The sequence below is a fragment of the Pseudomonas putida W15Oct28 genome (genome assembly GCF_000708715.2).
GTDB classification, from domain to species: Bacteria; Pseudomonadota; Gammaproteobacteria; order Pseudomonadales; family Pseudomonadaceae; genus Aquipseudomonas; species Aquipseudomonas putida_R.
Genome location: NZ_JENB01000025.1, coordinates 60,647 through 87,362 on the forward strand (window position 1 = coordinate 60,647; position 26,716 = coordinate 87,362).

The window sequence follows — 26,716 nt, forward strand, 5'->3', positions numbered from 1 at the left end:
GCAGGCAGAAGGAGTACCATGCGCGCTTTGTGTGAAACGCGTGTGCAACAAGGAGCCCGATCCGCTCATGGACAAGCAGCACCCCCAGCAGCAGTGGCAGCAGGCGGTCATCGCCTATGCCCAGGCCGTCAACGACTACGTCGCACAGGGCCGTGCACAAGGCTGGGACAATCTTGAAGAGCCGCAGGCGCCCGCCACCGGGCACCTGCTCGACGCCTGGCTGGCAGCCCTGCAGGCAGCCAATCACCCTGGCACCGACGAACAGCAGCGCCGGGCCTTCCGCGAGGCCTGGCCACCTGCGCACCACCCCCTGGTGCCGTTGCTCGAAGACCACGGCCAGGGCATCAGCAATGTCCTGCTGCTGGAGGATGGCAGCCTGCTGGCACGCATCGGCATGCCCTACGACAAGGGCCAGGTGGCGCGTATCGATCACCATGGGGTAACCCCGGTCATCGGCATCGAGCACTTTGGCCGCTGCCCGGCCCGCCGCTATTTCGCCCTGGCCAATGCCGAAGGCGTACGTGTGACCGATGGCTGGGGCGGCCCGCAGGTGCAGCGCCTGGCCTGGCCAACAGGGTTGGAGGGGTTGCCCCCAGGTTACCCGTTCGAGCCGTTCGACCTGCCGCCCGCACCGACGGCGCTCATCCCCTTCCCGGATGGCCAGCGCGTGCTGCTGGTGAGTGCCGAAGGTATCTTCGTGCTGACCACTCAGGGTGCGACTCGCCTGCTGCCACAGCAGGCGCGCGTGCTCGATGAGTTGGCCGAAGGCACCGACCCGGACGACATCAGCCTGGGGCTGAGCATGGAGCACGGCGCGGTGTCGGTGGATGGCCGCTTGATCGTGGTGGGGGAGCAAGGCAGCCGGCACCTGGTACTGGACGAGCAACTCAGGCCGCTGGCGGACATTGGCCCTGGCAGCGAGTACCCGCACTTTGCGTTGTTCAACCGCACGGGTAACCACCTGGCCCTCAATGCCTGCCATTTCTACAGCGGCGCCACGCTGGGGGTAAACGTCGCCGATTTGCCGGGGCTGGAGACCGATTACTACAGCCAGGACCCACGTACCCCGCTGCTGCAGGATGGCGCGCGGGTATACGCCGGGGTAGCGCGCGATGGCGAGTACATTGTGGGTGATGCCTATGGCTACCTGCGGGCGTTTGGCGAGGATGGCAAGGAACACTGGCAGCATTACCTGGGGTCCACCATCAGTGCGATGGACATCAGCGCCGACGGGCGCACGCTGGTGGCCGCGAGCCATGCCGGTGTGGTGTCGGTGATTGCGCTGGAGAGCGGCCGGCCAGAGTGGCAGATCGGCACCGGGGCGCATGGCGAGGTGCGGCGGTGGTTGTTCTGGCGGGGGTGGGACAAGGCAATGGTCTGGTAGCAGAGCCAGCATTTTTGCTGCCTGTACCGGCCTCTTCGCGGGCTTGCCAGCTCCCACAGGTACACCACAGACCTTGAAAACTGTGCAGTACCTGTGGGAGCGGGCAAGCCCGCGAAGAGGCCGGTACAGGCAACCGATCAATCAGCCCTGAAGCGTGGCCATGTCGATCACGAACCGGTACTTCACATCACCGGCAATCATCCGCTCATAAGCCTGGTTGATGTTGCGGATATCCAGCATCTCGATATCGCAACGGATGTCGTGCTCGGCGCAAAAATCCAGCACTTCCTGGGTCTCGGCGATGCCACCGATCAACGACCCCGCCAGCACCCGGCGCTTCATCACCAGGTTGGCCGCATGCACTGGCGGATCAATCGGCTCGATCAGGCCGACCAGGATGTGCACACCATCGAACTTGAGTGTTTCCAGGTACGGGTTGAGGTCGTGCTGCACCGGAATGGTGTCGAGCAGGAAATCGAAACGGCCGGCAGCGGCGCGCATCTGCTCGGCATCGGTGGACACGATCACATGGTCGGCACCCTGGCGGCGGGCTTCCTCGGCCTTGGCCTGAGAGCGGGTGAACAGGGTCACTTCGGCACCCAGGGCCTTGGCCAGCTTGATGCCCATGTGGCCCAGGCCGCCCATGCCGAGAATGCCGACCTTGTGGCCCGGGCCCACGCCGTGGTGCTTGAGCGGCGAATAGGTGGTAATGCCAGCGCACAGGATAGGGGCGGCGCTGGGCAGGTCCATGCCGGCCGGGATGCGCAGCACGAAGTGCTCGCTGACCACGATGCTGCTGGAGTAACCGCCCATGGTGTTGCTGCCATCGACCCGGTCCGGGGTGGCGTAGGTCATGGTCGGGCCTTCCAGGCAATACTGCTCCAGGTCCTTGGCGCAGGCTTCACAGTGGCGGCACGAGTCGACCATGCAGCCGACACCCACCAGGTCACCGACCTTGTGCCCGGTGACCTTGGCGCCCACCGCCGTGACCCGGCCGATGATCTCGTGGCCAGGCATCAGCGGGTACACGGCAATGCCCCACTCGTTGCGCGCCTGGTGGATGTCGGAGTGGCACACGCCGCAGTACAGGATCTCGATGGCGACGTCATCCGGGCGCGGGCTGCGGCGCTCGAAGGTCATGGGGGCCAGCGGGCTGGTCGGGGTTTGGGCGGCGTAACCGATGGCGGTATACATACAGGGCCTCGCAGTAAAGTGAAACGATTCAGGCGGCGCATTCTGCGCGCCCAACTGCGTCACGCCCACGGCTGATTCTCCGGCATGCATGCCTGATTCTCCGAAGATGCCATCTTGCACCTGGCGCCATGCCTTCAATCTGCGATGATCAAGCTGTCTGATTCTCTGCCCTTGGTTCACCATGCAACTGACCCGTCACGTCGACGCCAATGCGCCGCTTTGCGCGCTGATCCGCAGCCTCGCCACGCGCCCAGGCTTTGTGCCCACGCACCTGCCCCAGGTGCAGGTGCTGAGCTGGGACCACTATGTGGCCAGCAGCCCGCAGATCTACGAACCCAGCCTGATGATCCTGGCCCAGGGCAGCAAACTGGCGCGCCTGGGGCCGCGCACCCTGGAGTACGGCGCCGGGCATTACCTGGTGCAAGCGTTGTCGGTGCCGTTCATGTGCGAAACCTTCGCCACGCCTGACGCGCCATTACTGGGCGTGGCGGTGGACATCCACCGTGGCGTGCTGGGTGAGCTGGTGCAGAGCATGGACCTGGCGCCGGACGCTGCAGTGCAGGCACAAACACCGCAATCGATGACCTCGGCAGCACTGGATGCGCCAATGCGCGACAGTGTGGAACGGCTGCTGCAGTGCCTGCAGGACCCGCTGGACGCCAAGGTGCTGGGCCCGGCGCGCGTACGCGAGGTGCTGTATACCGCGCTGCGCGGCCCGCAGGCCGGTGTGTTGCGGGCACTGGTGGAGCAACAGGGGCACTTCGCCCGCATCGGCGCCGCCCTCGCCCACCTGCGCGAGCACTACGCCGAACCGCTGAGCGTGGAGGCACTGGCCGCGCGGGCCAACATGAGCGTTTCGACCTTCCATGAACACTTCAAGCGCTGCACCGACATGGCACCGATGCAGTACCTCAAGCGCTTGCGGCTGCTCAAGGCGCAACAGATGCTGATTGGCGAAGGCCTTGGCGTGGCGCAGGCGGCGCACCGGGTGGGTTACCAGAGCACCTCGCAGTTCAGCCGCGAGTACAAACGCCAGTTCGAGCGCAGCCCGGGGGATGAACTGCCCTATCAGAGCTTGCCGGTGTAGCAAGCCAGTCTATCAAGCATGCACGATCACTGTGGGAGCGGGCGCGCCCGCGAAGCAGACGACGCGGTGAATGGCACCGGCTATGCCGGTGTTCGCGGGCGCGCCCGCTCCCACAGTGGTGGCATGCGCTTCATGCTTGCCGCTCGACCATGGCCACAATCGCCGCCTGCAATTCAGCCTTGGCCTGCCCGGCCTCCAGTTCCCCTGCTGCAGCCGCCTGGGACAGCGCATCCGCCGCCCCCACCAGCAGGCGCATGCCGGCAACCCCCACATTGCCGCTGGGCGAAAACCCGGCCAGGGCTTCGCGGCACTTGTCCAGGAACGGCTGCTCGTACGCCCGCTTCAGCGCCTCCATTTCCGGCGAACCGGCCAGCGCTGCCGACACCCCGGGTATCTCCCGGCCCTGGCTCATCACGCAGTCCACGTAGGCCTCGGCAATCACCCGGGCGCGGCTGACCAGGCTGGCTTCACAGCTATCCAGGGCCTGCGCCAGCATCTGCGACTGACGCGCATCGTATTCCTGGTACAGCGCCACCAGCAGCCCGTTGCGGGTCTCGAAATGGTCGTAGACCACCGGCTTGGTCACCCCTGCCTGCTCGGCCAGGCGGCCCAGGCTCAGGGCATCGGTACCCTCCTCCCGCACCAGTTGCCAGGCCACATCCAGCAACTGCCTGCGTCGTTCGTCGCGGCTCAGGCGCTTGCGTGCACGGGCTTGATCATCGCTTGACATCGCTTACCTACCAAAAGTAACTTACTAAACGTAACTTACCTTGAGTATATAGCGCTCAAGGCAACCCTGCACCTTTCACTGGAGAGCCAACATGCACGCTCTGATCGTCGTCGGTCATCATGACCCGCAATCCCTCACCCACGCCCTGGCCAAGCAGGTTGCCGACGGCCTGGCCAGCGAAGGCCACAGCAGCGAAATCGCCGACCTGGCCAGCGAAGGTTTCGACCCCCGCTTTGGCCTGGCAGACCATGCCGTGCATCGCCGGCTGGCAGCACCGCCGGCCGATGTACTCAATGAGCAGGCACGTATCGAGCGCGCCGATGCCCTGGTGCTGGTCTATCCGATCTACTGGTGGTCGCTGCCGGCCTTGCTCAAGGGCTGGGTCGAGCGGGTATTCAGCAACGGCTGGGCGTTCGACTATGAAGGGGGCACCACGGTCAAGAAATTGCGCGGCATGAAGGTTCACCTGGTCGGCGTCGCAGGGGCCGATACAGGCACTTTCGAACGGCATGGCTATGGCGAGGCGATGCGCGTACAGATCGAGCATGGCATCTTCGACTATTGCGGCGCCGAAGTACTCAGTTCCACCTTGCTGGATGACAGCGAAGGGCCTGACCAGGCCGCCCATCTGCGCCACGCACTCGCTTTGGGCAAAACACTGTTTACAGATCGCCAGGCCGCAGCCTGAACTGTGCCGCAGTGCCGCTACCCGAGTAGCGGCACCCTCGGTTCTGCACGCCACCCCATTGCAGGAAATCAGACGACCCGGCTACCATTGAGAACGATTCACACTCACAACCGGAAGCCAGGCGTTGGACAGCACATCGAGCCGTAAACTGGGCTTTTTCTTCAGCGACCACCATCGCTGGTTGCTCCAGCACATCCAGAAACGCCTGCGCAACCACGCCGACGCCGAGGACACTGCCGCCGAAACGTTCTGCCAGATGCTCGGCGCACGTGTCGACCCGGACAGTATCCAGCAGCCTCGCGCCTACCTCACCGTCATTGCCCGTCGGCTGATCTTCGATCGTCATCGCCGTCGCCAGCTCGAACAAGCCTACCTGGAACATCTGGCGCGGCTACCGGAGGCGGTAGCGCCATCGGCCGAGGAACAATTGCTGCTGATCGAAGCCCTGGTGAGCATCGATCAGGCACTGGACGGCTTGCCAGCAGTTGTCAAAGCTACCTTCCTCTATAGCCAGCTCGATGGCATGCATTACGCCGACATCGCCACAAAGCTGCAGATCAGCGAGCGCTCTGTCAGCCGCTACATGAAACAGGCGCTGCGCCAGTGTTACTTGTGCGAGGTACAGGCATGAGCAAGCCAGCCCTGGACCGCGTCAGCGAGCAGGCCATCGACTGGATGGTCGAGCTGAGGGCCGCCACGCCGGACCCGGCGCTGCTGCAACGGGTCCGGCTATGGCTGCAGCAGGACCCCGCTCACCAACAGGCCTGGAACCGCCTGGAGCAGCGCCTTGGCCATCCGCTCGCCGCGTTGCACGCGCTGGATCAACGGGCCCCGGGCCAAGCCGCAGAGGCACGCCGGTTACTGATGCAACCTACCCGCTCACGGCGTGACGTACTCGGCGCCATGGCAAGCCTCGGGCTGTTCAGCGCAGCGTTGTGGGGTGGATGGCGCAGCGACACCACCCAAGGCTGGCTGGCCGACCTGCACACAGGCCGTGGCGAGCGACGCAGCTTTACCTTGGCAGACGGCAGCCGCCTGAGCCTGAACAGCGCCAGTGCGGTCGACGTGCAGTTCGATGCCGGGCAGCGTCTTCTGGTGCTGCGTCACGGCGAATTGCTGATCCAGGTTGCGCGCGATCCGCTGCGCCCCTTGCGCGTGCGCACCGCGCAAGGGCAAGTGCAGGCGCTGGGGACGCGTTTTCTGGTCAGTCAGGAGGAGGATGCCACCCGGGTCGTGGTGCTGCAGCACAGTGTCCGCGCCAGCCTGGCCGATGGGCAGTGGGCGGAACTGCAGCAAGGGCAGGCTGCCCTGCTGCGCAGCAACACCATCGAGCGGCTGACGGGCGAGCAACAGCAACGGGCTGCATGGCTGGAGGGTCGCCTGGAGGTGCTCGACCAGCCTCTGCATGTGGTGGTTGACGCGCTGCGTCCCTACCAGCGTGGCTACATCCGGCTCTCCCCTGCGGCACGCGATCTGCGGGTACAAGGCGTGTTTCCTCTGGACCAGCCACAGCAGGCCTTGAAGGCGTTGGCCGAAGCCCTGCCAATCAACGTGGAGCGCTATGGCCCGTGGCTGATGCTGATCGACCTGAAAGCCTCTTGATAAAAATATTTATCAAAATCATTCGCAATCGTGGCAAGTTTTCTTTGCTCGTCCCACATACCTCCTGACAGCCACTTAATTCGGGAGTAATCCGTGTACAACCCCTTGCCCCGCGCCCTGCCCCTGGTCGCCGCTTTGGCCAGCTTCAACGTGCTTGCCCAGGCGCAAACCCAGGCGTTCGACCTGCCACCCGCCAGCCTGGCTCACACGCTCAACCGCATCGCCAGCCAGAGCGGCCACATCATCGCGCTGGAGCCTGCACTGGTGCGCGGCAAGCAGGCACCTGCCGTGGTCGGCCAGATGAGTGCCGAGCAGGCCATGCAAGCTGCGCTGGCCGGTAGCGGCTTGCAGCTGCGGGTTTCCACCGAGGGCCATTTCAGTGTGGCACCCGGTAACCTGGGCAGCGACGTCATGGAGCTGGGCAGCACCAGCATCACCGACAACTTTGTGGATGCCACCAGCGAAGGCACAGGTTCCTATGCCGCCCGCGCGGTCACCCTGGGCAAAGGCACGCACACCCTCAAGGAGATTCCCCAGTCGGTCACCGTCATCACGCGCAAGCAACTGGATGACCAGGGCATCACCGACTTGCAGGACGCGCTTAACCACACCACGGGCATTGTCGGCGCACAGGGCATTGGCCCGGGCGTGGTCGTGACCTCGCGTGGGTTCCAGATTGATGACTGGCAATACGACGGTGTGCCGATTCCGCGAAACAACTATTCGCTGGGCAACTGGGCAACCCAGGACCTGGTGTTCTTCGACCGCGTGGAAGTGCTGCGCGGTGCCTCGGGCCTGTTGCAAGGCACAGGCAGCCCAGGCGGCGCGATCAACCTGGTGCGCAAGCGTGGCCAGGCCACCCCGACTGTCACCCTCACCGGCAAGGCTGGCTCCTGGGACCATTACGGCCTACAGCTTGACGCAGGCGGCCCGTTGACCGCCGATGGCCGTGTACGCGGACGACTCGTGGCTGACGAAGACCAGAGTGACAGCTTCATCGATTACCAGTGGAGCAAGTCCCATTCGCTGTACGGCGCCCTGGACATCGACCTGAATGACGCCACCACCGTGGGTGCCGGCATCAGTTATAACCGCCAGCAGTCGCGGCCAATGCTGCGTGGGCTTCCACGCTACGCGACCGGTAAGCCGGTTGACCTCCCGCGCTCGACCTACAGCGGTGCCCGCTGGAACCGAGCGGAAACCGACGTCACCACGTATTACCTGGACCTGGAGCACCGCTTCAACGAGGACTGGGCTTTCAAGGCGGCTGCAGTGCGCATGGACGAAACCAACACGTCGACCCACCAACGCACCCAGACCGTCGGTGAAGGCCTGGAGCCTGACGGTACCGGCCTTGAGTATGCAGACTGGATCACCGACTTCCACTCCACCAAGCTGGGCCTGGACATGAACGTGGTCGGCCACTTCGACACGGGCTTCGTGGCCCATGAAGTGACCCTTGGCGGCAACTACTCCAAGCTCACCAGCGATGATGGTTACTGGCGAACCTTTGGTGGCAATGACAGCATCTTCGACATCGGCCACGACCGCCCCGAGCCTAGCCGTGACAGCCTGCTTGCTGCGCCCTTCGGGCGCCACGAAAGCAGTGGTTATGATATTAGCCAGAAGGGCCTGTACGGCGCCTGGCGAGTCAAACCGACCGACCGGTTGACGCTGATTCTCGGGTCCCGCGTCAGCTGGTTCGACTACAGCTACGCAAGCACCACATACCGTGGACTGAATCCAGGCCAGGCCAACCCCACCAGCCGTATGACCGAAACAGGCGAGGTCACCCCTTATGCCGGCTTTGTCTACGACCTGACCCGCGAATGGGCCTGGTACGCCAGCTACACCGATGTGTTCGTACCACAAACCGAACGCGCCGTCGGCAATGCGCCGCTCAAACCGGTGATCGGCAGCAACTATGAAACGGGCCTCAAGGGCGAACTGCTTGATGGCCGGGTCAACGCTTCGCTCGCGCTGTTCCGCTACGATCAGGAAAACCGCGCCATCACCGATGTGGCTGCGGGTTTAGCCTGTGCTGACGGGTACTGCTCCACCGCCTCGGGCAAGGTACGCAGCCAAGGTGTCGAAGCCGAGATCAGCGGCGAAGTGCTCAGTGGTTTGCAACTGTTCGCAGGCTACACCTACAACACCACCAAGTTCCTCGAGGATCCTGAAAACAAAGGCCGCACGTTCAGCCAGTGGACACCCAAGCACATGCTGCGGGCATGGGCCGATTACACCCTGCCCCTTGACGGGCAGCGTTGGAGCACCGGCCTTGGCTTCACCACCCAGAGCCACACCTTGGGTTACGAGAGTACCTATACGGTGCCCGGCTATACCGTGTGGAGCGCACGCCTGGCCTACCAGCTAACCCCGGAAGTGAACCTTGCCGTCAACGCCAACAACCTGTTCGACAAAAAGTACTGGGTAGCAGGCTTCAACCAGCTCAATGGCAGCAACAACTATGGCGAGCCGCGCAACTTCATGCTGACGGTCAAGTACACCCCGGAACTCTGACCCCGGGTCAGTCCGCCAGCGGCCACTGCGCCAAGGGCCAGTAAGCGCCCTTGCGCGACTCGTAGAGCGTGAAATGGCGCGCGGTGAGGTAGAAATCCGGCGCGCTGCTGGCCTCGGGTGGTTGCCCGCGGTAATCCCTGGACAGGGTCAAGTGCGGCCGATACTCACGGTTGGCCGCCTCCACACCCAACGGCAGCAATGCCTGCTGCAAGCCGTACACCAGTTGCAACAGGGCCGGCGGTGTCTGCTGTGCCTCCAGCACCAGTGCGCCGGCCCGCTGCCACACCTGCAAACGGTCGAGCAACAGCCGCGGTGCCGTGCCCGGCAGCGCCAGTTGATCGACCGCCGCACATATCGCAGGCACCTGGGCAGTATCCACATCGCCGAGGAACAACAGCGTGACATGGAAGTTGGCCGCCGGCACCGGCTTGCCGCTGCGCAGGCTCAGGCCCCGGCGCCACTGGGCCAGAGCACTGCGCTGGGCATCGCTGACCGGCAAGGCGAAAAACAGCCGTTTGAACGGGCTACCGCTGGGGCGTATATCCTGAACCATACCAACTCCCTGACGTGAAACGTTTGCGCAAGACTGTAGGGCATTACACCAATGTCGCCCCGGCGTTTCGTAACAATAAGTACAAACTACCCCCATGATTGTTTATGCTGGCGGGCTTATGCCATGGCGCATGGCCATTTTTCGACAAGTAAACGTCCATGAAAATTGCACTCGTACTTATCTTCGTCCTCTCGATCGCCTACGTGCACCTGCGCGGTCGGGTTCGCCACAAGCTGACCCGCCAGCTGGGCGACCACTCCAGCTTCCTGGCCCCGGTCAACAGCTTCCTGTACCTGTTTTCCAAGCTCCCGGCCAAGCCTTACCTGCCGGTCGAAGCCTTCCCCGAACTGAAGCCGCTGCAGGACCACTGGCAGGAAATCCGCGAGGAAGGCCGCCAGTTGCTGCACGTGGGCGAAATCAAGAAGTCCGACAATTACGATGACGTCGGTTTCAACTCGTTCTTCAAGACGGGCTGGAAGCGCTTCTACCTGAAGTGGTACGGCGAAAGCCACCCATCGGCGATGGCCCTGTGCCCACGCACCACCGAGCTGCTGCAAGGCATCGGCACGGTCAAGGCGGCCATGTTCGCCACCCTCCCACCGGGCGCCAAGCTGGTGCGTCACCGTGACCCGTATGCCGGTTCGTACCGCTATCACCTGGGCCTGGACACACCGAACGACGACGGTTGCTACATCGACGTGGACGGCGAGAAGTACTCGTGGCGCGATGGCGAGGGTGTGGTCTTCGACGAGACCTACATCCACTATGCGGCCAACAACACCGAGCACAACCGCATCATCCTGTTCTGTGACGTCGAGCGCCCGCTCAAGTACCGCTGGGCAACTGCGTTCAACCGCTGGTTCAGCCGTAACGTCATGGCCGCCGCTGCCGCGCCCAACGGTGACGGCGACAAGACCGGTGGCATCAACCGGCTGTTCACCCGCATCTACAAGATCCGTGAACGCGGCAAGGCGCTGAAAAAGCGCAACCGCATGCGCTACTACCTGGAAAAGTGGGCAGTGGTTGCGGCGTTGGTGCTGGTGTTCATCTACATCTAATCGCTCACCGCGCAAATTGTAGGAGCGGCCTTGTGTCGCGATTGGGCCGCAACGCGGCCCCAGCAATATTTGCATGAATACAGAAATCCCGGGGCTGCTTCGCAGCCCTATCGCGACACAAGGCCGCTCCCACAACTACTGCTGCCCACCCACCAAAGTACAAGCGTCGCACGTGCCACTCTTCGACTAGCCTGAAAGCTCCACTCGCAACCACCCCAAGGTGAAGACGATGAGCATGATGGACTGGGACGCCTACCGTAAGCAGTTGATGGCCGGCATCGGCGATCTCAAGCAACTCTCCCCCGACACCGTGGCCGGCTATATGACCGCCAGCGGTGCGGGGGCCAAGACCAACCACCTCGACGCCAAGACACGTGAGTTGATCTCGCTCGCCGTGGCCGTGACCACCCGTTGCGACGGCTGCATCGCCGTGCATTCGCAGCAGGCAGTCAAGCACGGTGCAACCCGCGAGGAAATTGCCGAAGCCCTCGGCGTGGCCGTGGCGATGAACGCCGGCGCTGCGCTGGTGTACTCGGCGCGGGCCATGGATGCGGTGGGCAAGGCCAACGGCTGAGCACAAACGGCGCCGCCGCCCTTGCGCGACGGCGCCGTGCCCCACAGACTTGGCGGCCCAGCCTTTGCAGGAACCCGCATGATCCACATTCGCCCCATGACAGCCGAAGACTTCGAGCGCTTCTGGCCCACCTTCCAGGCCATCGTCCAGGCCCGTGAAACTTACGCCTTCGACCCGGCCCTGAGCTTCGATCAGGCCCGCCAGCTGTGGCTGGAGCTGCCATCGCACACGCTGCTGGCCGAACAGGATGGCGAGCTGCTGGGCTCTTACTACCTGAAAGCCAATGCCGCCGGGCCTGGCGCGCACGTGGGCAATTGCGGCTACATGGTGTGCGAACAGGCGCGTGGCCGAGGCGTGGCGCGCCTGATGTGCGAGCACTCGCAGAAGCTGGCACGCCAGGAGGGCTTTCTGGCCCTGCAGTTCAACTCCGTGGTGGCCAGCAATGAAGTCGCGGTGGCGCTGTGGCACAAGCTGGGCTTCGAAACGGTCGGCCGCTTGCCCAAGGCTTATCGCCATGCCCGCCTGGGGCTGGTGGACTGCCTGGTGATGTACAAGTGGCTGGCGGATGAGCCGGTGGTGGAGAAGCCGCCGCTGCTGATCGGGCGCAAGAATATCGAGGCGCGGGTGTCGCGGCGTCGCGGGCGCTGATCTTCTTGAGCAGGTCTGGCCTCTTCGCGGGCTTGCCCGCTCCCACAGGTACTCCACTTTCCCCGAAAGGAGTGGATTTCCTGTGGGAGCGGGCAAGCCCGCGAAGAGGCCGGGCCTGCTAATCGTTCAACCTCAGAAAGCCAAGCCTACTTTCACACCAAACTCGTCACGCTTGAGCTTGGTGTTGTCTGCTGCTGGCGAGTCTTCATCCAGCTTGTATTCGGTACGGGTGTAGTAAACCCCGGCCTGCACCGGCATACCGCCCTGCTGGTTCATCAGCAACGTCACTTCGGCATACGGGTTGGTGCGGTCTTTCAGGTCGACCGTGTCGCTGCCAAAGTCGTCCACCTTCAGCCGCGCGCGGCCGTCCAGGGTGTGGCGTGCCCCAACTTCCACCCGCAGGGTCGAGGCGTCGAACTGATGGTTGTAGCCCAATGCCGCCTTGGCAAAGGGCGACTTCACGGTGAGTTTGGTATCGAGGTCGTTGATTTCCGGCTCGAAGCGCGACCAGCTGTAGCCACCGCCCACGGTCACGTCGACAAAGTTGCGAGCGTCCAGCGCCGCACGCCAGCCAAGGTCGAGGTCGGCCTGGGCCTCCTTGAGTTTGTTGTCGTTCTTCTTGCCGAATTTGGCTTCGGCGCCGAGCTGGTAGATGAAACCGGATTCGGCTGTCAGCTTGTTGCCGAAGGTGGCGAACACGCCGCCTTGGCCCATGTGTTCCTTGTCGCTTTCACTGCCACCTTCGAACTTGAACTTGTCGTAGCCGCCCTGCAGACCGAGTGTGAACAGCGGGTCGGTGCTGGGCGCGGCGGTGGCCGCCAGCGGCGCGGCGATCAGGGCGAGCAGGCAGGTGTGGCGCAACAGATGACGAGCAGGCATGCGGGAAGTCTCCATGACTTGATATCGAAAGACGAACGTGCGGTTCGAGACAAACGCCGCCAAAAAAGTTCGAAAAAAAATCAGTAAAAACGCGCAACCTTGTGATTTATCGCAGTATTCATGGCGCGCCAACATTTGACGCCCCAGCATTTCAGTGGTCAGATGCGCGCCAGTTTCAGGTGCCCTTCGCCGCCGCGCGCAGGGTGAAACGGGAAGCCGGTGCGTCGTGTTAGCCACGACAAGTCCGGCGCTGCCCCCGCAACGGTAAGCGAGCGAACCCTTCGAGATACCACTGTGCACGTGCATGGGAAGGTGAAGGTTTCATGCCCCTCGCAAGCCCGGAGACCGGCCTGGAGCGTCACTTGGCAACCCGCGGTGGGCGGGCGCAGGCCGGAATCCGTGCGCGCGCCTGCCTGCATGGTTCGCCTTTGCGTGTTTTCCACCGGGATCCATTCATTCCTGCAGCAGTGGAACGACATGTCCCGTATGTTCAAGCTTCACCCCCTGGCGGCCTGCCTGGCCGTCGCCCTGCCGGCCTTGGCCGATGACCGTGACCCGCAGCCCCTGGCCCTGCCCTCCACGGCCATCACCGACACCCTCGACAGCCGCGCCATCGACCTGGCCACGCCGACCCAGGCAGGCTCGCGCCTTGGCCTCAGCGCCCTGGAAACACCGGCCAGCACCAGCAGCATCAGCGCCGAGCAGATCCAGCAGCGCAACAACCTCACCGTGCAGGATGCAGTAACGCGGTCGCCGGGCATCACCTTCGTCGGCTCCCCGGGCGACGGCGGCACCGGCCTGTCCGCCCGCGGCTTTGCCGGCCACAGCTCGGTGATGACCCTGTTCGACGGCGCACGCCTGTACACCGGTGCCGGCACCCAGACGTTCCCTGTCGACCCGTGGATGGTCGAACGCATCGATGTGATTCGCGGCCCGGCGTCGGTACTGCATGGCGAAGGCGCCACCGGCGCGGTGATCAACGTGATCCCGAAAAAACCGTTTGCCGGCGAGGTGCGCAACCACGTGCGCCTGGGCTACGGCTCGTGGGACCGCCAGCAGCTCGGCCTGGACAGCGGCGGCAGCCTCAGCGAGCGCCTGAGCTATCGACTTACCCTCAACCAGCAGGCCGGCAACGGCTGGGTCGACCGCACCACTTCGCGCAGCCTGGCCCTGAGTGCCGCGCTGCGTTTCGATGCCAGTGACGACCTCAGCTTCACCCTTGCCCACGACCGTGGCGATGCTGAGCCGGCCAACTACTACGGCACCCCGCTGATCGACGGCCACTACCGCAGCAGCCTGCGCAAGAAAAACTACAACGTGCAGAACGACGTGCAGCACTACATCGATGAGTGGACCCGGCTGACCACCGACTGGACGCTGAACGACCACGTCAGCGCCAGCAACCAGCTGTACTACATCAAAAGCCGCCGCCACTGGCGCAACGCCGAAGATTACAGCTGGGACGCCGAGCGCCAGCAATTGCAGCGCGGCAGCTACCTGGAGATCAAGCACAACCAGGAACAGTTCGGCGACCGCCAGACCTTCACCTTCGACCACACGTTGTTCGGCCTGGCCAGCAAGACCGTGGTCGGCGCGGAATACAACAAGGTCCGCTTCAACGTCGACAGCAATGCGCCCTACAACGATGTGGGCGGTGATTTCATCGACCCGTGGCAACCACAACCGGGTTGGTTCCACAGCGCCTCGCCGCTGCGCCCGCAGACGTTGTCCAGCACCCACACCTTTGCCCTGTTCGCCGAAAACCGCCTGCAGCTGAGCGACCGGCTGTCGCTGGTGACCGGCGTGCGCCGCGACCAGAACCACATCGACCGCACCAACCTGACCAACGACAGCCGCAGCGACCACAGCCTGCAGGGTGGCAACTGGCGCGCCGGGCTGGTGTTCGCGGTCACCGACGACCTGTCGCTGTACGGGCAGTATTCCACCAGCCAGGAGGGGGTGAACAACCTCATCAGCCTCAGCCCCACCCAGATGCACTATGACCTGACCGAAGCGAAGCAGACCGAGGTCGGCCTCAAGCAGCGCTTCTGGGAAGGCCGTGGCGAATGGACGCTTGCCGCCTACCACATCGTCAAGAAGAAGCTGCTGGTGGACGACCCGATCACCCACGAGAAGCAGCAGGCTGGGCAGCAGACGTCCGATGGCCTTGAGGCCACCCTGGAACTGGCATTGGCGCACCAGTGGCAGGTGTCGGCCAACGCGTCGCTGGTACGCGCCAGGTATGACGACTTCGACGAGATGGTCGGTGGCGTGGCGCAGGACCGCGCCGGCAACCGGCCGGCCAACGTGCCACGGCGTACAGCCAACCTGTGGTTGAGCAAAGGCTTCGGCCAGCAGGTCGAGGCCGGCATTGGTGCGCGGTATGTGGATGAGCGTTATGCCGATACCGCCAACACCCAGAGCGCCCCCGGGTACACCGTGGTCGATGCCAACATCGCCTGGCAGGTACTGCCGGATGTGAAGTTGGGCTTGCAGTTGAACAACCTGTTTGACCGCGAGTATGTGCAGGCGGCGTTCAGTGGGCAGCAGTGGTTGATGGGGATGCCCCGGTCGTACTTTGCGACGGTGGATTACACCTTCTGATCTGAGCCTGTCTGTATTGGCCTCTTCGCGGGCACGCCCGCTCCCACAGAGATATCGCAGGCATTGAAAGCTGTGGTGTGCCTGTGGGAGCGGGCGAGCCCGCGAAGAGGCCGGCACAGGCAACACAAAAACCTCTACCAACCTCTAATCAATTAGTTATAAGATAACGTTTCACATGACATTAATTCCTATCAGCGACCCTCCATGACAAGCGCCAGCGCCACGCCCTCCCTGATCACCCAGCGCCTGCAGAGCATCGATGCCCTGCGCGGCCTGGTGATTCTGTTCATGCTTTTGGACCACGTCCGCGAAACGTTCTTCCTGCACCGCCAGGTCAGCGACCCGATGACCATCGACGCCACAGAGCCTTCGCTGTTCTTCAGCCGCACCCTGGCCCACCTCTGCGCGCCAGTGTTCGTCCTGCTGACCGGCCTGTCGGCCTGGCTGTACGGCGAAAAACACCAGGGCCGGAGCGATGTCTCGGCGTTCCTGTTCAAGCGCGGGCTGTTCCTGGTGGTGCTGGAATTCACCCTGGTCAACTTCGCCTGGACCTTCCAGCTGCCCCCCAGCGTGATCTACCTGCAAGTCATCTGGGCCATCGGCGTCAGCATGATCGCCCTGTCGCTGCTGGTATGGCTGCCACGTGCCGCCCTGCTCGCCCTGGGTGCAGTCATTGTCGCCGGCCACAACCTGCTCGACGGCCTGCACTTTGGCGTGGAGTCCGCCCTGCACGTGCCATGGGCGATCCTGCACGACCGTGGCTGGCTTGAGTTCTCCGAAAGCCTGCGCCTGCGCACCTCTTACCCGGTGCTGCCATGGATCGGGGTCATCGCCCTGGGCTATGGCCTGGGCCCCTGGTTCGCCCGTGGCAGCACAGCCGGCCAACGCCAGCAGCGCCTGCTGCTGGCTGGGCTGATCGCGTTGCTGGGCTTTGTCGTGTTGCGCCTGTTCAACGGCTATGGCGAGGCGCCGTGGAGCGGTTACCCGACCCTCACCCAAACCGTGATGAGCTTCTTCAACATCACCAAGTACCCGCCGTCACTGCTGTTCCTGGCGCTCACCTTGGGCTGCGGCCTGCTGTTGCTGCGCGCCTTCGAGCGCGCCGGCCAGGCCCGCTGGATCAGCGCGCTGGCGGTGTTTGGCGCAGCACCGATGTTCTTCTACCTGTTGCACCTGTATGTGCTGAAGCTGCTGTACCTGGCCAGCGTGGCGCTGTTCGGCCTCAACCACGGCGACTACTTCGGCTTCGACGGCATCGCGGCGGTGTGGCTGGGCGCTGCCCTGCTGGCGGTTTCGCTGTACCTGCCGGTGCGCGGGTTCGCCCGCCTGAAAGCACGCCGCCGCGACATCACCTGGCTGAAGTACTTCTGAAAAGCGTTTTCACCCGGCGGCGCGATGGTCTACCATGCGGGCCGCCGGTTTCCACCACGGAATTAATAGGGAATCCCAGGCCCGTCAATACGGGCCAAACGGAACTGCCCCCGCAACTGTAGGTGCCGAGCCTGCTCCATCGATGCCACTGGGCCACGCGCCCGGGAAGGCCGGAGCCGGGCCATGACGCACCAGTCAGGAGACCTGCCGGCCTACATTTACCAACCGGCGGGGTGTCCGGGATTGGCCATCAGTGTTGCCCCTGCCATCGGCGGGGGCTCGGCGATGCCTGTCCGTGCGTTCCTCACCCGAACTGTCCGATAGGAGATCGCCCAGCATGCTGCCCCGTTTCGCCACCCTGCTCGCCGGCCTTGGCCTCACTGGCCTGGCCCAGGCCGCCACCACCCACTACCCGCTGACGGTCGAGAACTGCGGCAAACCGCAAACCTTCGCCCAGGCGCCGCAGCGCGCCGTCACCATCGGCCAGGCCGGCACCGAGATGCTCTACGCACTCGGGCTGGGCGACAAGCTGGCGGGCACCTCGCTGTGGTTCAACAACGTGCTGCCCGAGTACCAGGCGCAGAACGACAAGGTGCCGCGCCTGGCCGACAATGACCCCAGCTTCGAGGCCGTGGTCGGCAAGCGCCCGCAGCTGGTGACCGTGCAGTTCGAATGGATGGTCGGCGCCCAGGGTGTGGTCGGCACACGCGAGCAGTTCGAAGAACTGAAGATACCCACCTACCTGCTGCCGTCGGACTGCGAAGGCAAGGACAACCTGGTCGGCGCCGATGGCACACGCCTGCAGGCGTTCCAGGTCAGCAGCATCTACAAGAGCGTCAGCCAGCTGGCCGAGATCTTTGATGTGCAGGACCGCGGCACTGCGTTGAACGCCGAGCTGAAAGGCCGCCTGGACAGCGCCAAGGCACAACTGGCCGGCAAGGACCTGTCCGCCACCTCGGCACTGTTCTGGTTCTCCAGCGCCGACCTCGACATCGACCCTTACGTGGCAGGCCGCCAAGGGGTCGCCGACTTCATGCTGCGCACCCTGGGCGTGCGCAATGTGGTCGAGTCCACCGAGGAGTGGCCCACCGTAGGCTGGGAAACTCTGGCCAAGGCCAACCCCACCTGGCTGATCATCGCCCGCATGGACCGCCGCCGCTTCCCCGCCGACGACTACCAGAAGAAGCTGGAATTCCTGCGTAACGACCCGGTCACCCGCAACATGGACGCGGTGAAGCACGACCGCATCATCGTCCTCGACGCCGACGCCATGCAGGCCGGCATCCGCCTGTTCCGTGGCCTGCAAACATTGTCGGCAGCCTTCGCCAGCGGTAAAGCGGCCCAGTGATGATTCGCCTGTTACCCTGCATCGCAATCGCCCTGGCGGCACTGTTGGCCGCCTTGCTGGCCGGCACTGCCATCGGTGAGACCAACCTGTCACCCAGCGTGGTCGGCCAGGTGCTAGCCAACCATCTATGGCAGGCTGGCTACCCGGTTGACCCGATCGACGCCGGCATCGTCTGGAACTACCGCCTGACCCGCACCCTGGTCGCGGCAGCCTGCGGTGCCGGCCTGGCCACCTGCGGTGTGGTTCTCCAGGCACTGCTGCGCAACCCGCTGGCCGAGCCGTACTTGCTGGGCTTGTCGGCCGGCGCCTCGACCGGTGCAGTGCTGGTCGGCCTGCTGGGCCTGGGTAGCCTGGCGCTGAGCATGTCCGGGGGCGCTTTCATCGGTGCGCTGGCTGCTTTCGCCCTGGTGCTGCTACTGGCCCGCGCGGCCGGCCCAAGCAGCAACAACGCGCAGGTGATCCTCGCCGGTATCGCCGGCTCGCAACTGTTCACCGCACTCACCGCCTTTCTCATCACCAAGTCGGCCACCGCCGAACAGGCACGCGGCATCCTGTTCTGGCTGCTGGGCAATCTCAGCGGCGTGCGTTGGCCTTCCGTGTGGCTGGCCGTGCCGGTGGCGCTGTTCGGCCTGGTGGTGTGCCTGTTGCACCGCCGCGCGCTGGATGCCTTCACCTTCGGCGCCGATTCGGCTGCATCGCTGGGTATCCCGGTGCGGCGCACCCAGTTGCTGCTGATCAGTTGCACGGCACTGGTCACGGCCGTGATGGTGTCCATCGTCGGCGCCATCGGTTTTGTCGGGCTGGTGATTCCGCATGCCCTGCGCCTGCTGCTCGGCCCCGGGCACAGCCGCCTGTTGCCCGCCAGCGCATTGGGCGGTGCACTGTTCCTGATTGCAGCCGACATTCTTTCGCGCACCTTGATTGCGGGCCAGGTGATTCCCGTGGGCGTGGTCACCGCACTGATCGGTGCCCCCGTCTTCGCGCTTATCCTGGTCAGCCGCCGAGGGCACTCATGACGGTCATGACCGCTGTAAAGCTTGCGCCGCTGAGTTGCCATGGCCTGGGGCTGCAACTGGCCGGCAACACCGTGCTGCGCGATATCGACCTGCACGTTGTGGCAGGTGAAACCCTGGGCATCGTCGGCCCCAACGGCTCCGGCAAATCCTCGCTGCTCAAGCTGCTGGCCGGGCTGCGCAAGCCGGCCAGCGGCAGCGTGCAACTGCTGGGCGAACCGCTGGCACAGCTGCCCCGCCGCCGTGTTGCGCAGGCCTTGGCCCTGGTCGAGCAACAGGCGGACACCCTCGATGCAATCAGTGTGTTCGATGCCGTTGCCTTGGGCCGTACACCGTGGCTGTCGGCACTGGCACCGTTCTCTCGGGAGGACCGTGCCATCGTCGAGCAGGCCCTGGCGGACCTCGACGCCCTGCACCTGCGCACGCGCCTATGGGGTTCGCTGTCGGGTGGCGAGCGCCAGCGCGTGCACATCGCCCGCGCCCTGGCGCAACGGCCACAGGTACTGTTGCTGGACGAGCCGACCAACCACCTGGACATTCAGCACCAGCTAAGCCTGCTGCAGCAGGTTCAAGCCCTGCCGGTGACCACGCTGGTGGCCCTGCACGACCTCAACCAGGCACTCACCTGCGACCGCGTCGCGGTGCTGGACAACGGCCGCCTGGTCGCCCTTGGCAAACCGTTCGACGTCCTCACGCCCGAGCGCCTGCTGTGCACCTTCGGCGTACATGCCCGCTACCTCACCGACCCCTTCGATGGCGCGCGCATCCTGCGTTTTCGCGCCCCCTGAACCAGGAAGTTCTACTGATGCTGTTGCGCCCTGTCGCCCTGCTGCTTGCCACCGCCCTGCTTGCCCCCGCCGCACTGGCTGAAGTGCATGAAGTGAAAATGCTCAACCGCGGCAGCGAGGGCGCGATGGTGTACGAGCCGGACCACCTGCGCATTGCCCCTGGCGACACCGTGCGCTTTCTGCCCACCCAGAGCGGGCACAATGCGGCCAGCGTGCCCGGCCTGCTGCCCACCGGCGCCGAGCCCTTCAAGAGCAAACTGAACCAGCCGTTCGAGCAGACCTTCAGCGTGCCGGGCGTGTACGGCATCCAGTGCATTCCGCACCTGGCGATGGGCATGGTGATGGTGATCCAGGTGGGCGATGCGCCGGCTGCGCAATTGCCAGCCAGCTTGCCTACGCGGGCGCAAGCCCGCTTCGCAGCCCAGTTGCAGAAGCTTGGGGTCGGGCAATGAGTCGGCTTTTGTGGGCGCTGCCCCTTCTAGGGCTTGCGCCGTTCGCCCTGGCCGATTCAGCGCAGTCGCAAAGCAACGGTTTTGTCGAAGACGGCAGCTGGAGCATCCTCAACCGCAGCGTATTCGACCAACGCGACTACAAGCACGGTGGGCGCAACAGTGCTGCGCGCAATGCCTACAAACCGCGCAGCGAACGTAATGGCAAGGCTGAGGAATGGGCCTACGGCTTGATGGGGACATTTCAGTCCGGCTTCACCCAAGGCCTGATCGGTGTCGGCGTCGATGCCCATGCCTATCTGGGCGTACAACTCGACAGTGGCGGCGGGCGCGCGGGCAAAGCGCGCCTGCTGGGGGTGGATAACGACGGGCACCCGAAAAACGAATACAGCCGCGCGGGCGCGGCGCTGAAGTTGCGGGTCTCCAATACCGTGCTGTCCTATGGCGAGCAACGGGTCAAAACCCCGGTATTCAGCTCTTCCGACAGCCGCCTGCTGCCCGAGACCGCCACCGGGTTCTTCTTCACCACCAACGAATTCGACACGCTCAAGCTGGTGGCCGGGCACTTCAACGAAAACGCCGACCGCAATGCCTCCAGCCACGACCAGGGTTTCGTGGTGAACTACTCCAACGGCAAGCAGGGCAACAGTTTCGACCTGGCCGGCGTGGTCTGGAACCCCGGTGCAGCGTTCAGCGGCAGCCTGTACACCTCGCGCTACGAGGACAGCTGGAACCAGCACTACCTGGGCAGCACCCTCACCCACGCCCTGGATGATCGCCGCAGCGTCAGCCTGGACTTGAACCTTTACCGCACCACAGACACCGGCAAGGCGCTGTCCGGGCACATCGACAACACCACCTGGAGCCTGGTCTCACGCTACAACCAGGGGCCACACGGTTTCAGCCTGGGCTGGCAGCAGGTAGACGGCAACACCCCCTTCGACTACGTGACGCGAGGGGCCATCTTCATTGCCAACGCCGTGCAGATGTCGGACTTCAACGCACCGAACGAGAAGTCCTGGCAGGCACGCTATGACCTGAACATGGGCGCCTATGGCGTACCGGGGCTGAACCTGACGGCGCTGTACGTGCGGGGGTTCGATATCGACGGCACGCATGTCGACCCCAATGGCGGGTACGCGTACCTGGGGTATGGCAAGGGTGGCAAGCATTGGGAGCGGGACCTGGAGGCGCGGTATGTGGTGCAGAGCGGCAAGGCCAAGGGGACGACGTTCTCGGTGAGGCATAACGTGCACCGGGGGAACACGGCGCAGGCGGAGCTGGACGGGGACCAGATACGGTTGGCGGTGGAGTGGCCGCTGTCTGGGGGGTTCTGATAGACCGGGTTGCCTGATGGAGCCTGGGGCTGCTTTGCAGCCCATCGCGACGCAAGGCCGCTCCTACAGGGATCGCGAAAAGCCCGGACTGCGTGATCCCTGTGGGAGCGGCCTTGTGTCGCGATGGGCCGCAAAGCGGCCCCAGGCTCCATCAGGCAACCGAGCTACCCGCAGGCAACAACCCCCACTCCGCCCGTTCCTGCTCATTCATCGCGACCAGTACCTCGGCAAACGCCCGCTCCAGCTCCGAACTGACATTGCCAAACACCTTGTAATTGGTCATCAAATACCGCTTCACCACCCTCGGCCAACGGCGTTCCTTATGCGCCGCATTGATGATGCCCTTGGCGTCATGGTAGGTCGCCCCACGCCACAGTTCTATCAGCCTTTTGTCAAAATCCGCAAAGGTCCACAGGTCAATGCGGTCTTCGAATTCGTCCAGCAGTTTGAGTTTGTACAGGGCCATGTATGGCATCGTGAGTCTCCCTCTGGTGCAGTGAACAAGCCGTGCACAGGGGAAGGTAAGCAAGCCGGGCCGGTTTTGAAATGAACGCGTCGATCAGGCCCAAAGCGCCACTGTAGGCGCTTTCCCACAGGTCAGGGCAATCGCACGTGCATGTGCGTGGTCTGCCAGACCGGGTCTTGCTCTACATTCACCACCGCAAACCCTTGCCGCTCCCAGAACGCAATCGCCCCTGGCAGAAACGGATGCGTATGCAGGTACAGACAGTCGATACCCGCCTGCTGCGCCCGCTCGCGCAACGCACCGAACAACGCGGCAGCCAGGCCATGCCGGCGGTAGGCCGGCAGCACGAACAGGCGCACCACTTCGACTACCCGCTCAGCGTGATAATCAAGCTGGGCAAAGCGGTGGTCATAGGGCACGTAGCCGATCACGGCGACCAGCCGCCCGTCATCACGGGCCTCAAGAAAGCACCCCGCGCCGTCAAGGTAGGTCTCGGCAAAATGCGCAAGGTCGTGCGGCAATGGCGCCTTCGCAAGCATCGGAAACAACTCGCGGCGAGCGCTATCGACAAACGCCACGACTTCGGCAATGGCGACGCGCGCCACAGGTTGCAGGGTCCAGTTCGGCATGGGGCTGTTGGCAGTGGTGGGAGGGCAAGGTTCTACCTCAGCACGCCGCTCATGGCAAATCACAAAGCTCGTCGTGGCCAGACGGACATCGGTATAATCGGCAGTCTTCACTGCCCGACCAGGCCACGCCATGCCTCGCTTCCAGAAGTTGCTGTTGCCCCTGCTACTGACTGCCGCCCTCACCGCCTGCGACCAGAAGCCCTCCCGCGAAGATCAGATCCTCGCCCAGCTGCCGCTGCAGGAGGCCTATACCCACAACATCGAGCGCATGGCCACGCTGCTCGGCCGCACTCACCCGCAGCTGTCCCAAGCCACCATCGAGGATGTACTGCGCAAGTACCTGACCGTCGAGGACCAGCGCCAGGACCTGTTCCGGCTGTACAGCGAAAAGAACTTCAGCGACGCCGAGTTCGCCACCATCGTTGCTGCCACCCAGGACCCGGCCAAGGCCAGAGCCCTGGAAGACACCGAAGCGGGCAAGCGCCTGAGCGAAAAACTCACCAACCTGATGCGTGAGACCGCCCGCGACGTCAAGGTGCAAGCACTGGTCGAACGGCGCATGCAGCAGGTAGAAGACGAGCTGAACGCGCTGGACAGGGCGGGTTCCTGAGCGCGGCTCCCCACATCACCTAGCGCGAAAAGCCGGCGCTGCTTTCAATCACTCGAGGTCAGGATTGCCACACGCCAAGCACGGATTGCGCCTGGATTTACGCACACTCATTCTGGTGCTCTGCGCCCTCACCGCCCTGGTCATGCTGTGCGCCAGCTACTTCGCCAGCTACCGGGTGCAGCGCCAGCTGCTGATCGACCACGCCCTGGAAGCCAACCGGGTGTATGCGATGAAGCTGGCCAGCATCACCGAAACCTTCATCGGCAACGCCCAGCAGCAGCTGGCCTTCAGCGCCGGTGTTCAAGGCCGGCAGCTGGCCGATGCCGCTGCGCTGCAGGTAGAGACCGACCGTGTACTGGGCCAGAGCATGGCCTTCAACTCCACCTTCGTGATCGATGCCAACGGCGTGCTGCTGGCAGTATCCCCCGCCCCGCTACGGCACCTGGTCGGCAGCCACGTACAGTCGCCCGGCGCTCAGGAAGCGCTGCACGAACGTCGCCCACTGGTTTCCACGCCCTACCTTTCGGCGGCCGACAACCTGGTGGTGGCGCTGTCGCAACCCATGTTCGACAGCGACGGTCGCTACATGGGGTATGTCGGTGGCAGCCTGTACCTGCGTGAACGCAACATCCTCAACAGCCTGCTGGGCGAGCATTTCTACAAGGACGGTTCGTACCTGTATGTGGTCGACCGTAACCGCCGCCTGCTGTACCACCCCGATAGCGAACGGGTAGGCTCAGTGGTGGAGGGCAACGCGCTGATCGACCAGTTGGCGACACTGGACAGCGGTACCCGGCAACTCACCAACAGCCTGGGCGTGGAGATGCTCGCCGGGTTCGCCACCGTACCCAGCGCCGGCTGGGGCGTGGTGGCGCAGCAACCGCTGGCGCAGACGGTGACGCCACTGAGCCACCTTATCCTCAACGTGGTGGGCACGTCTGCGCCCTTGGCGCTGGTGGGCTGCCTGCTGCTGTGGTGGTTGGCCATGACCATCGCCCGGCCGCTGTGGCAACTGGCTGCCGGCGCCCGCTCGATGGACAGTGCTGGCACCGCCGAGCGCTTGCATCGCGTGCGGGCCTGGTACTTCGAGGCAGCCGAACTCAAGCGCGCCCTGTTGATCGGGCTGAACCTGCTGCAAGAGCGCATCGGCCGGCTCAACCGTGACGCCCAGACCGACCCGCTGACCGGCCTGGGCAACCGCCGCAGCCTGGAGTTCAGCCTGTCATTGCTACAAGCCGAAGGCCGGGCCTTTGCGGCCATCGTGCTGGACATCGACCATTTCAAACGGGTCAATGACAACCATGGGCACGAGGTTGGTGACCAGGTGCTGCGCCGCCTGGCAGAGCTGATGCGCCGCTGCTGCCGCGAGGGCGACCTGCTGTGCCGCACCGGCGGCGAGGAATTCTTGATGCTGCTGCCGGGGGCCAGCCTGGACGTGGCCGCCGTGGTGGCCGAGCGGCTGCGGGTAACGGTGCAGGATACGCCCGTGCAGCCGGTGGGCGCGGTGACGGTTTCGCTGGGGGTGGCACGCTGGGATGGCGAGGCTGGCAGCGAGCCGATTGAAGCATTGAGCGAGGCTGACCGGGCGCTTTACCAGGCCAAGCAGGGAGGGCGTAATCGGGTGGTGGTTGCCTGAACCTATCGTTTCGCCTGTGCCGGCCCCTTCGCGGGTAAACCCGCTCCCACAAGGGGCTGAAGCCTGTGTTGTACCTGTGGGAGCGGGTTTACCCGCGAAGAGGCCGGCACAGGCGAAGATAAAACCTGGGGTTGTAACAATCTTTGTCATAAAACTGTCGTGTTCCGGTCATAGGATTGACCCCAACCTGACATTTTCATTTCATGGATGAGCGTCTCATGCGTCGTGTGGTTTTCAATCAGAAAGGTGGCGTCGGCAAATCCAGCATCGCCTGCAACCTCGCCGCAGCCAGTGCCGCCGAGGGTTACCGGACCTTGCTGGTCGACCTCGACCCGCAGGCCAATGCCACCTATTACCTCACCGGCCTGGTCAACGACGCCATTCCTGCCGGCATCGCCGATTTCTTCCGCCAGACGCTGTCACCGGTCACCGCCGCCGGCAAGAAGCACCGGGTGGCGATCACCGAAACCCGCTACAGCAACCTGCACCTGGTCACGGCCAGCCCCGACCTCAGCGACCTGCAAAGCAAGCTGGAGAGCAAGTTCAAGATCAACAAGCTGCGCAAGCTGCTGGTGGAACTGGGCGAGGACTACGAGCGGATCTACATCGACACCCCGCCGGCGCTCAATTTCTACACCTTCAGCGCGCTGGTAGCAGCAGAGCGCCTGCTGATCCCGTTCGACTGCGACAGTTTCTCGCGCCAGGCCCTGCACAGTGTCATGGCCGAGGTGGAGGAACTGCGCCAGGACCACAACCCGGCGTTGCAGGTAGAAGGTGTGGTGGTCAACCAGTTCGCCGGGCGCACTGCCTTGCACCAGACCCTGGTCGACCAGTTGCGCAGCGAAGGCCTGCCGGTGCTGCCGGTGTACCTGAGCAGTTCGATCAAGATGCGTGAATCGCACCAGGCGTCGGTGCCGTTGGTGCACCTGGCGCCTCGGCACAAGTTGGCGATGGAGTTTGTCGATTTGCTGGATGTGCTGGAGCGGGCGGCCTGAACGATCTTGTGGGCGCTTTGCGCCCCTATCGCGACACAAGGCCGCTCCTACAAAGGATCGCGACAGCCACAAATTGACGCGATCCTTTGTAGGAGCGGCCTTGCGTCGCGATGGGCTGCAAAGCAGCCCCAAAATCCCGAAGTAAAAGCACTACCCGACCATTCGTCAGGATGGTAGATTCGCCGCCATGAAAACCACCCGGCACACTCGCACGCTGACTGCCTGGACGCTCTATGCCAGCGTCCTGTTCAGCCTGTTGCTGTGCGGCCTGCACCACGGTCAGATGGGCGGCCTGCGCCTGGCGGGCCTGGAAGGTGGCTTCTGCTCGGTCAACAGCGAACACGGCGTGGCCATCGACCTGGACGGTGCCGGCGGTGACCAGCACATGGCCCAGCTCGACTGCCCGGTGTGCTCCTCGTTCGGCATGGCGGTACCGCTCAGCAGCGGCGGCTGGTCATTCACCCCGGCGCAAGCCGTGGCCACCTCGCCCATCGTCGTGCGCAGCTGGGCACAACCGCCGCCGCGCTACCAACGCCCCGCCCTCAACCCC

At 64.2% G+C, this 26,716-nt stretch carries 26 protein-coding genes and 2 riboswitches; of the genes, 20 read left to right on the top strand and 6 right to left on the bottom strand.

Features of this window, described 5'->3' with window-relative positions; translation table 11 throughout:
- Positions 1-67 precede the first annotated feature (67 nt).
- Positions 68-1,384 (top strand): hypothetical protein, encoded by a 1,317-nt coding sequence (locus AK81_RS18055; RefSeq protein ID WP_043200959.1) that lies wholly within the window; start codon positions 68-70, stop codon positions 1,382-1,384.
- Positions 1,385-1,525: 141 nt separating this feature from the next.
- On the opposite strand, the gene calA is transcribed toward AK81_RS18055, so the two are convergent.
- Positions 1,526-2,578 carry a vanillin reductase gene (gene calA / locus AK81_RS18060; RefSeq protein WP_043200961.1) on the bottom strand — a complete coding sequence of 351 codons (1,053 nt, stop codon included), beginning with the start codon at positions 2,576-2,578 and terminating at the stop codon, positions 1,526-1,528.
- Positions 2,579-2,759: 181 nt separating this feature from the next.
- On the opposite strand from calA, the gene AK81_RS18065 reads away from it, so the two are divergent.
- The gene (locus AK81_RS18065; RefSeq protein WP_043200963.1) at positions 2,760-3,665 is read left to right on the top strand and encodes an AraC family transcriptional regulator; all 906 of its coding nucleotides are present in this window, start codon (positions 2,760-2,762) and stop codon (positions 3,663-3,665) included.
- 130 nt (positions 3,666-3,795) lie between these two features.
- On the opposite strand, the gene AK81_RS18070 is transcribed toward AK81_RS18065, so the two are convergent.
- A complete protein-coding gene (locus tag AK81_RS18070) occupies positions 3,796-4,395 on the bottom strand; it encodes a TetR/AcrR family transcriptional regulator (protein WP_043200965.1) in 600 nt (199 codons plus the stop codon).
- A gap of 91 nt (positions 4,396-4,486) precedes the next feature.
- On the opposite strand from AK81_RS18070, the gene AK81_RS18075 reads away from it, so the two are divergent.
- From AK81_RS18075 to AK81_RS18090, 4 genes are all read left to right on the top strand, one after another.
- Positions 4,487-5,083 (top strand): NAD(P)H-dependent oxidoreductase, encoded by a 597-nt coding sequence (locus tag AK81_RS18075; protein ID WP_043200966.1) that lies wholly within the window; start codon positions 4,487-4,489, stop codon positions 5,081-5,083.
- 124 nt (positions 5,084-5,207) lie between these two features.
- Positions 5,208-5,714 (top strand): sigma-70 family RNA polymerase sigma factor, encoded by a 507-nt coding sequence (locus AK81_RS18080; protein WP_043200969.1) that lies wholly within the window; start codon positions 5,208-5,210, stop codon positions 5,712-5,714.
- Complete coding sequence (locus tag AK81_RS18085; RefSeq protein WP_043200971.1) at positions 5,711-6,685, top strand: FecR family protein; 975 nt, start codon at positions 5,711-5,713, stop codon at positions 6,683-6,685. Before AK81_RS18080 ends, AK81_RS18085 begins: the two co-directional genes overlap by 4 nt.
- Positions 6,686-6,778: 93 nt before the next feature.
- Positions 6,779-9,208, top strand: a complete 2,430-nt coding sequence (locus AK81_RS18090; RefSeq protein WP_043200973.1) for a TonB-dependent siderophore receptor — start codon at positions 6,779-6,781, stop codon at positions 9,206-9,208.
- A gap of 7 nt (positions 9,209-9,215) precedes the next feature.
- On the opposite strand, the gene thpR is transcribed toward AK81_RS18090, so the two are convergent.
- Complete coding sequence (thpR, locus tag AK81_RS18095; protein WP_043200975.1) at positions 9,216-9,761, bottom strand: RNA 2',3'-cyclic phosphodiesterase; 546 nt, start codon at positions 9,759-9,761, stop codon at positions 9,216-9,218.
- Positions 9,762-9,919: 158 nt separating this feature from the next.
- On the opposite strand from thpR, the gene lpxO reads away from it, so the two are divergent.
- From lpxO to AK81_RS18110, 3 genes are all read left to right on the top strand, one after another.
- Positions 9,920-10,819, top strand: coding sequence for a lipid A hydroxylase LpxO (lpxO, locus tag AK81_RS18100; RefSeq protein ID WP_043200977.1), 900 nt, complete (start codon positions 9,920-9,922; stop codon positions 10,817-10,819).
- A gap of 229 nt (positions 10,820-11,048) precedes the next feature.
- Positions 11,049-11,393 (top strand): carboxymuconolactone decarboxylase family protein, encoded by a 345-nt coding sequence (locus AK81_RS18105; RefSeq protein WP_027919898.1) that lies wholly within the window; start codon positions 11,049-11,051, stop codon positions 11,391-11,393.
- Positions 11,394-11,471: 78 nt separating this feature from the next.
- Positions 11,472-12,041, top strand: a complete 570-nt coding sequence (locus AK81_RS18110) for a GNAT family N-acetyltransferase (protein ID WP_043200984.1) — start codon at positions 11,472-11,474, stop codon at positions 12,039-12,041.
- A 132-nt stretch (positions 12,042-12,173) separates the two neighbouring features.
- Here AK81_RS18110 and AK81_RS18115 read toward each other — a convergent pair whose 3' ends face one another.
- A complete protein-coding gene (locus AK81_RS18115) occupies positions 12,174-12,920 on the bottom strand; it encodes an outer membrane beta-barrel protein (RefSeq protein WP_043200986.1) in 747 nt (248 codons plus the stop codon).
- Positions 12,921-13,080: 160 nt separating this feature from the next.
- A riboswitch (cobalamin riboswitch) is annotated at positions 13,081-13,287 on the top strand.
- 110 nt (positions 13,288-13,397) lie between these two features.
- Here AK81_RS18115 and AK81_RS18120 point away from each other — a divergent pair.
- From AK81_RS18120 to AK81_RS18150, 7 genes are all read left to right on the top strand, one after another.
- The gene (locus AK81_RS18120; protein ID WP_043200988.1) at positions 13,398-15,524 is read left to right on the top strand and encodes a TonB-dependent receptor; all 2,127 of its coding nucleotides are present in this window, start codon (positions 13,398-13,400) and stop codon (positions 15,522-15,524) included.
- Between the two features lie 204 nt (positions 15,525-15,728).
- Positions 15,729-16,895 (top strand): DUF1624 domain-containing protein, encoded by a 1,167-nt coding sequence (locus tag AK81_RS18125; protein WP_043200989.1) that lies wholly within the window; start codon positions 15,729-15,731, stop codon positions 16,893-16,895.
- A gap of 28 nt (positions 16,896-16,923) precedes the next feature.
- A riboswitch (cobalamin riboswitch) is annotated at positions 16,924-17,121 on the top strand.
- 111 nt (positions 17,122-17,232) lie between these two features.
- On the top strand, positions 17,233-18,243 hold the full coding sequence (locus AK81_RS18130) for an ABC transporter substrate-binding protein (protein WP_043200991.1): 1,011 nt from the start codon (positions 17,233-17,235) through the stop codon (positions 18,241-18,243).
- Positions 18,243-19,259 (top strand): FecCD family ABC transporter permease, encoded by a 1,017-nt coding sequence (locus AK81_RS18135; RefSeq protein ID WP_043200993.1) that lies wholly within the window; start codon positions 18,243-18,245, stop codon positions 19,257-19,259. Before AK81_RS18130 ends, AK81_RS18135 begins: the two co-directional genes overlap by 1 nt.
- Positions 19,256-20,044, top strand: coding sequence for an ABC transporter ATP-binding protein (locus tag AK81_RS18140; RefSeq protein WP_043200995.1), 789 nt, complete (start codon positions 19,256-19,258; stop codon positions 20,042-20,044). The genes AK81_RS18135 and AK81_RS18140 overlap by 4 nt, the downstream gene beginning before the upstream one ends.
- A 17-nt stretch (positions 20,045-20,061) precedes the next feature.
- Entirely contained in the window at positions 20,062-20,496 is a 435-nt protein-coding gene (locus tag AK81_RS18145) for a pseudoazurin (RefSeq protein ID WP_043200998.1), read from the top strand.
- A complete protein-coding gene (locus tag AK81_RS18150) occupies positions 20,493-21,830 on the top strand; it encodes an OprD family porin (RefSeq protein ID WP_043201000.1) in 1,338 nt (445 codons plus the stop codon). The genes AK81_RS18145 and AK81_RS18150 overlap by 4 nt, the downstream gene beginning before the upstream one ends.
- 151 nt (positions 21,831-21,981) lie before the next feature.
- On the opposite strand, the gene AK81_RS18155 is transcribed toward AK81_RS18150, so the two are convergent.
- Positions 21,982-22,305 (bottom strand): hypothetical protein, encoded by a 324-nt coding sequence (locus AK81_RS18155; RefSeq protein WP_043201001.1) that lies wholly within the window; start codon positions 22,303-22,305, stop codon positions 21,982-21,984.
- Between the two features lie 122 nt (positions 22,306-22,427).
- Complete coding sequence (locus AK81_RS18160) at positions 22,428-22,925, bottom strand: GNAT family N-acetyltransferase (protein WP_043201002.1); 498 nt, start codon at positions 22,923-22,925, stop codon at positions 22,428-22,430.
- 130 nt (positions 22,926-23,055) lie between these two features.
- Here AK81_RS18160 and AK81_RS18165 point away from each other — a divergent pair, with 130 nt between their 5' ends.
- The 4 genes from AK81_RS18165 to AK81_RS18180 all read left to right on the top strand — a co-directional run.
- Entirely contained in the window at positions 23,056-23,535 is a 480-nt protein-coding gene (locus tag AK81_RS18165; RefSeq protein WP_043201003.1) for a hypothetical protein, read from the top strand.
- Positions 23,536-23,599: 64 nt separating this feature from the next.
- On the top strand, positions 23,600-25,171 hold the full coding sequence (locus AK81_RS18170; protein WP_043201004.1) for a sensor domain-containing diguanylate cyclase: 1,572 nt from the start codon (positions 23,600-23,602) through the stop codon (positions 25,169-25,171).
- A 218-nt stretch (positions 25,172-25,389) separates the two neighbouring features.
- Entirely contained in the window at positions 25,390-26,166 is a 777-nt protein-coding gene (locus AK81_RS18175; protein ID WP_043201005.1) for a ParA family protein, read from the top strand.
- 187 nt (positions 26,167-26,353) lie between these two features.
- On the top strand, positions 26,354-26,716 hold a 363-nt coding region (locus tag AK81_RS18180), incomplete at its 3' end, for a DUF2946 family protein (protein ID WP_043201006.1).

Bases quoted from the DNA above. Each gene is read 5' to 3' on its own strand.
- AK81_RS18130 (WP_043200991.1), top strand. From the start codon at position 17,233: ATGCTGCCCCGTTTCGCCACCCTGCTCGCCGGCCTTGGCCTCACTGGC.
- AK81_RS18155 (WP_043201001.1), bottom strand. From the start codon at position 22,305: ATGCCATACATGGCCCTGTACAAACTCAAACTGCTGGACGAATTCGAA.
- AK81_RS18125 (WP_043200989.1), top strand. From the start codon at position 15,729: ATGACAAGCGCCAGCGCCACGCCCTCCCTGATCACCCAGCGCCTGCAG.
- AK81_RS18165 (WP_043201003.1), top strand. From the start codon at position 23,056: ATGCCTCGCTTCCAGAAGTTGCTGTTGCCCCTGCTACTGACTGCCGCC.
- AK81_RS18070 (WP_043200965.1), bottom strand. From the start codon at position 4,395: ATGTCAAGCGATGATCAAGCCCGTGCACGCAAGCGCCTGAGCCGCGAC.
- AK81_RS18120 (WP_043200988.1), top strand. From the start codon at position 13,398: ATGTCCCGTATGTTCAAGCTTCACCCCCTGGCGGCCTGCCTGGCCGTC.
- AK81_RS18175 (WP_043201005.1), top strand. From the start codon at position 25,390: ATGCGTCGTGTGGTTTTCAATCAGAAAGGTGGCGTCGGCAAATCCAGC.
- lpxO (WP_043200977.1), top strand. From the start codon at position 9,920: ATGAAAATTGCACTCGTACTTATCTTCGTCCTCTCGATCGCCTACGTG.
- AK81_RS18065 (WP_043200963.1), top strand. From the start codon at position 2,760: ATGCAACTGACCCGTCACGTCGACGCCAATGCGCCGCTTTGCGCGCTG.
- AK81_RS18075 (WP_043200966.1), top strand. From the start codon at position 4,487: ATGCACGCTCTGATCGTCGTCGGTCATCATGACCCGCAATCCCTCACC.
- AK81_RS18135 (WP_043200993.1), top strand. From the start codon at position 18,243: ATGATTCGCCTGTTACCCTGCATCGCAATCGCCCTGGCGGCACTGTTG.
- AK81_RS18115 (WP_043200986.1), bottom strand. From the start codon at position 12,920: ATGCCTGCTCGTCATCTGTTGCGCCACACCTGCCTGCTCGCCCTGATC.
- AK81_RS18105 (WP_027919898.1), top strand. From the start codon at position 11,049: ATGAGCATGATGGACTGGGACGCCTACCGTAAGCAGTTGATGGCCGGC.
- AK81_RS18085 (WP_043200971.1), top strand. From the start codon at position 5,711: ATGAGCAAGCCAGCCCTGGACCGCGTCAGCGAGCAGGCCATCGACTGG.
- AK81_RS18150 (WP_043201000.1), top strand. From the start codon at position 20,493: ATGAGTCGGCTTTTGTGGGCGCTGCCCCTTCTAGGGCTTGCGCCGTTC.
- AK81_RS18160 (WP_043201002.1), bottom strand. From the start codon at position 22,925: ATGCCGAACTGGACCCTGCAACCTGTGGCGCGCGTCGCCATTGCCGAA.
- AK81_RS18140 (WP_043200995.1), top strand. From the start codon at position 19,256: ATGACGGTCATGACCGCTGTAAAGCTTGCGCCGCTGAGTTGCCATGGC.
- AK81_RS18145 (WP_043200998.1), top strand. From the start codon at position 20,062: ATGCTGTTGCGCCCTGTCGCCCTGCTGCTTGCCACCGCCCTGCTTGCC.
- calA (WP_043200961.1), bottom strand. From the start codon at position 2,578: ATGTATACCGCCATCGGTTACGCCGCCCAAACCCCGACCAGCCCGCTG.
- AK81_RS18110 (WP_043200984.1), top strand. From the start codon at position 11,472: ATGATCCACATTCGCCCCATGACAGCCGAAGACTTCGAGCGCTTCTGG.
- AK81_RS18055 (WP_043200959.1), top strand. From the start codon at position 68: ATGGACAAGCAGCACCCCCAGCAGCAGTGGCAGCAGGCGGTCATCGCC.
- thpR (WP_043200975.1), bottom strand. From the start codon at position 9,761: ATGGTTCAGGATATACGCCCCAGCGGTAGCCCGTTCAAACGGCTGTTT.